The sequence below is a fragment of the Planomonospora algeriensis genome (assembly GCF_977012225.1).
In genome coordinates this window covers 1-4,452 of sequence record NZ_CDRNDK010000485.1, presented here as the reverse complement: position 1 = coordinate 4,452, position 4,452 = coordinate 1, and the positions used below count along the sequence as shown (strand labels likewise).

Genomic DNA, 4,452 nt, shown 5'->3' with positions numbered 1-4,452 from the left:
CAGCCTAGCGATCAGATCAGCCGACTCCCTGTCGCATTTGACTTGACACCTTCCGTTACCGCAGGAGAGAGTGCGGTGCTCGCTGCCTGGTTCGCTTGGGAGATGAGGGATGCGAAGCAGGCCGCCTCAATTTCGCGCCTAGCCGGTGTCGCTGCTAAGCACGGTCACGACCCAGCAATAGCGGCAGTGTGGACGGGATACCGCACCTATATGACCGGGAACGATAACGCCCACGGCGTACGGCTGGCGGCGAGTGCGCTTGAGTTGCTAGGAGAAACTGCCTCGGCAACACAGGCTTGGCTCCTTGCCCGGATGGCAGAAGAAGCCGCGCTAATTGGTGATCGGAGTACTGCCTTAGCTGCCATCTCCAAGGCAGATGACGTTTACGCCGAAGCAGACATCAATGCCCGCCCCTGGACATGCTTCTTAGATGCGGCCCGCTTCGCCTCAATGAAGCTTGCAGTTTACACCCGCGTACGCCACGAGGAAAAAGCTGTAACCGCTTTGGATGCCATAATGACGCATCTCGGGCCGGAACCCGAGATTAAGAAACTATGCGTCGTTAAATCCGATATGGCGATAGCCCGCATCAGGCTAGGAGACATCAGGGAAGGCGTAGAACACGCTCGATCCTCACTCGCTGCCACCGACGCCATGGCTTCGCCGATCGGCTGGGATCGACTCGATCAAGTAGCCGAAGAGCTCAAGGATTCCCGTGCTGCCGCTGCCTGCGAGTTCCGAGCCGAGTACGCCGCTACTCGGCCGAAGGTGACTCCGCCGTCTCTTTCTTAATCCAATCCAAATAGTCCGACGATCCACCCTCAATCGGGATCGCTACGATCTCTGGCGTCTCGTAAGAATGCTCGGACTTCACTACCGAGATAAGATCATCCAAACGATCCCTGCTCGTCTTCATCAGGATTAGAAACTCTTCGTCCCGCTGTATTTCGCCCGCCCACCAGTAGATGGAACTGACCGGCCCGGTAATCTGCGCACACGCCGCCACACGCCCTTGCACGGCGGCATTGCAGATCTTCTCCGCCTCTTCCCGGGTTCCAGCGGTCACGTGTACCTCAAGGTAAGGGGTCATGCGATCAGCTTACGTGTGGGCCACCTTCCTCAACCATCACCAAAGCGCCTCCGGCGGGGGACTCCGGCTCCGGGATGAGGGGGAGCGCGACGCCCGGGGTTGAGTGTGGCTGAGGTAGGGCCCGTTCATCCCGTCTGCCGTCGTCCCCGGGCAAGCCGTAGCAGGGCTGCGGGTGGGACGACGGCAGACGGGATGAACGGGCGGGGGAAGGCGTGCGGGTATGTGTGTGGCAAGGCCCCCATAAAGCCGCTGACCTGCTAGAACTCATAACGATCAAGTCACGCTTAGGGGCCATACCTTGGCAGTGGACTTGCCCGCCCCGTTCGGCCCGAGGAAGCCGGTGACCGCGCCCGGCTTCAGCTCCAGCGACAGGTCGTCCACGGCCATCCGGTCGCCGTAGCGCTTGCTCAATCCCCTGAGACTGATCACGCCGGCCACGCTAGGCGTCCACCGGTCTGCCCGCCATGGGGGCGGACCGCCGACCCGTATGGCGGGAAACCGTAACGCGCCCGGGCGGCGCGGGCTAGCTCGTCACCGCCAGGGCGAGGGGCAGCACGGCCGGGGCTCCGGCGTGGCGGAGCAGCGCGGCCCCCAGCGTCATGGTCCAGCCGGTGTCGACGCGGTCGTCGACCAGCAGGACCGGGCCGCCCGCCTCGGCGACCGCCGCACCGAGGGCGGAGGGCATGGCCAGCGTGGCCCGGATGGCCTGGACCCGCTGGGCGCTGTTGAAGCGCCGCGCGGGCGGTCCCGACCGGTAGCCCAGGTCGCCCAGATAGGACAGGCGCCCGACCTGGGCCAGCCGCTCGGCCAGGCTGCGGACCAGCAGCGGACGGGTGGCCGAGGGCACCGCGACCACGGCGACCGGGCGCTGCGCCCACTCCCACGACGAGAGCACGGTGACCACGGCTGCGAACACGTCGTCGGGGACCGGGCCGTCGGGGGCGCCCTCGGCCAGCAGCCCGCGCAGCCGGTTGCCCCAGCCGATGTCGGTCAGCCGGCCCAGGACCCGGCCGGGCTCGGCGCCCAGCTCGGGCTTGATCCGGCCCTTGAGGTCGCTCAGCCCGGTCGGCCACTGCCGGCGCGCCTCGATCTCCACGCCGGGCCGGTGCAGGCTCTCGGCGGCGCGCTCGACCGCGCGGGCCTCGACCTCGGGCGAGCGGTGCGTCCCGGTGCAGTTGTCGCAGCGCCCGCACGGCGTGGCGGAGTCGTCGTCCAGCCTGCGGCGGAGGAACTCCTCGCGGCACCCTGTGGTGTCGAGGTAGTCGAGCATGGCCTTCTGCTCGGCCTCGCGCTCGGCGGCGACCCGGGCGTAGCGGTCCGCGTCGTAGTCCCACGGCTCGCCGGTGGCCTCCCAGCCGCCCTTGACCCGGCGCACCGCGCCGTCGACGTCCAGGACCTTGAGCATGCTCTCCAGCCGGGTCCGGCTGAGGTCGACCCGGCTCTCCAGTGCGGCCGTGGACATGACGCCGCCCTCGGCCAGCGCGGCCAGCACGGTGCGCACGACCTGCTCGGGCGGGAAGGCCAGCGAGGCGAAGTAGGACCAGATCTCCCGGTCCTCGGCGCCGGGCAGCAGGATCACCTCGGCTCGCTCGACCCCGCGCCCGGCGCGGCCGACCTGCTGGTAGTAGGCGACCGGCGACGGCGGAGCGCCGACGTGGACGACGAAGCCCAGGTCGGGCTTGTCGTAGCCCATGCCCAGCGCGGAGGTGGCGACCAGCGCCTTGATCTTGTTGTCGAGCAGCGCCTGCTCGGCGGCGAGCCGCTCGGCCTGCTCGGTCTGGCCGGAGTAGGCGGCCACCTCGTGGCCCTGCTCGCGCAGGTAGGCGGCGATCTCCTGGGCGGCGGCCACGGTGAGGGTGTAGACGATGCCGGAGCCGGGCAGCTCGTGCAGGGTCTGGGCGAGCCAGGCCAGGCGCTGCTCGGCGCCGCGGAGCCGTACGACGCTCAGGTGGAGGCTCTCGCGCTCCAGCGGCCCGCGCAGCACGAGCGTCTCCTCACCGAGCTGCTCGGCGACGTCGCGGGTGACGCGGGCGTTGGCGGTGGCGGTGGTGGCCAGCACCGGCACGCCTTCGGGCAGTTCCTCGAAGAGGGTGCGCAGCCGCCGGTAGTCGGGGCGGAAGTCGTGGCCCCAGTCGGAGATGCAGTGCGCCTCGTCCACCACGACCAGGCCCGCGCTCTCGGCGAGCTCGGGCAGGACCTGGTCGCGGAACTCGGGGTTGTTGAGCCGCTCGGGGCTGACCAGCAGCACGTCGACCGTGCCCTCGGCCACCTGCCCGTAGATCTGCTCCCACTCCTCGGGGTTGGCCGAGTTGACGGTGACCGCGTGGATCCCGGCCCGCTCGGCGGCGGCGATCTGGTTGCGCATCAGGGCCAGCAGCGGCGAGACGATGACGGTCGGCCCCTCGCCCAGCTCGCGCAGGAGCGCGGTGGCGATGAAGTAGACCGCCGACTTGCCCCAGCCGGTGCGCTGCACCACCAGGACCCGGCGCCGTCCATGACCAGGGCCTTGATCGCCGACCACTGGTCGTCGCGCAGCCGGGCGTGCTCTCCGGCGAGCGCCCGCAGGCGTTCCTCGGCCTCCTGGCGCAGCATCTGCTCTTCGCTCACCGGTCATTGCTATCAGGTCCCGGCGACGGTTTCGTCTCCTCGCGCGGTCGGCCGTGCACCGGGTGCGGGCCGCACCGGCTCCCGCCACCGGGCCCCGCACCGCCGCGGCCCGGCGCACAGGTGCTCCGGGGCCGTGGTTTCATGGGCCCACTATGGACGTCACCACCTGGTATCTCGAGCAGACCTCCCCCGCGGACCTGCGCCCCGCCAAGCCCCCGGCGATCGAGCTCGACGTCGTGCGCGCCGAGGTCCCCTCCCCGGAGTTCAGCCGTTTCCTCTACACCGCCGTCGGCGGCGACTGGCAGTGGACCGACCGGCTGCCGTGGACCTGGCGGCGGTGGGCGGACTTCCTGGACCGGGGCGTCGAGACCTGGGTGGCCTACTACCGCGGCACCCCCGCCGGATACGCCGAACTGCTCCCGCAGGACGACGCGGCCGTCGAGATCACCTCGTTCGGCCTCCTGCCCTGGGCGATCGGCAGGGGCGCGGGCGCGCACCTGCTGGAGGCCGGTACGGCACGCGCCTGGGACCTGGCCGAGCGCCGGGCCGACCGCGAGCCGACCCGCCGGGTGTGGCTGCACACCTGCTCCCTGGACGGCCCGGCCGCGCTGGCCAACTACCGGGCACGCGGATTCCGGGTCTACGACGCCAGGACCGGCGTCCCCGGTGACGCGGACGAGGGCTCCACCCCCGGCCCCTGGCCCGGCGCCGGTCCGCGCGACCGAGGCTGACGGGCGGGGAGCGGCGTCCGCGCC

Annotated in this window: 3 protein-coding genes and 2 pseudogenes; 2 read left to right on the top strand and 3 right to left on the bottom strand. The window is 70.2% G+C overall.

The features are described from left to right. Nucleotides 1-792 (top strand): hypothetical protein (locus tag ACWJ6R_RS30835; RefSeq protein WP_449065594.1); only part of this gene is annotated, 792 nt, incomplete at its 5' end. Here the strand turns inward: ACWJ6R_RS30835 and cutA are convergent. The 3 genes and pseudogenes from cutA to ACWJ6R_RS30820 form a co-directional block, all read right to left on the bottom strand. Next, nucleotides 755-1,090 (bottom strand): divalent-cation tolerance protein CutA, encoded by a 336-nt coding sequence (cutA, locus tag ACWJ6R_RS30830; protein WP_449065593.1) that lies wholly within the window; start codon nt 1,088-1,090, stop codon nt 755-757. The two genes, ACWJ6R_RS30835 and cutA, sit on opposite strands and share 38 nt — an antisense overlap. 303 nt (nt 1,091-1,393) lie before the next feature. After that, nucleotides 1,394-1,519: pseudogene (locus ACWJ6R_RS30825) on the bottom strand (ATP-binding cassette domain-containing protein); the annotation flags it as partial. Nucleotides 1,520-1,613: 94 nt separating this feature from the next. Next, nucleotides 1,614-3,682 (bottom strand): annotated as a pseudogene (locus tag ACWJ6R_RS30820) (RecQ family ATP-dependent DNA helicase). A gap of 167 nt (nt 3,683-3,849) precedes the next feature. On the opposite strand from ACWJ6R_RS30820, the gene ACWJ6R_RS30815 reads away from it, so the two are divergent. Beyond that, entirely contained in the window at nt 3,850-4,428 is a 579-nt protein-coding gene (locus ACWJ6R_RS30815) for a GNAT family N-acetyltransferase (RefSeq protein WP_449065592.1), read from the top strand. Nucleotides 4,429-4,452: the final 24 nt, after the last annotated feature.

What these genes read in the sequence shown, in the direction of transcription:
- cutA (WP_449065593.1), bottom strand. Translation starts at nt 1,090, where the DNA reads ATGACCCCTTACCTTGAGGTACACGTGACCGCTGGAACCCGGGAAGAG.
- ACWJ6R_RS30815 (WP_449065592.1), top strand. Translation starts at nt 3,850, where the DNA reads ATGGACGTCACCACCTGGTATCTCGAGCAGACCTCCCCCGCGGACCTG.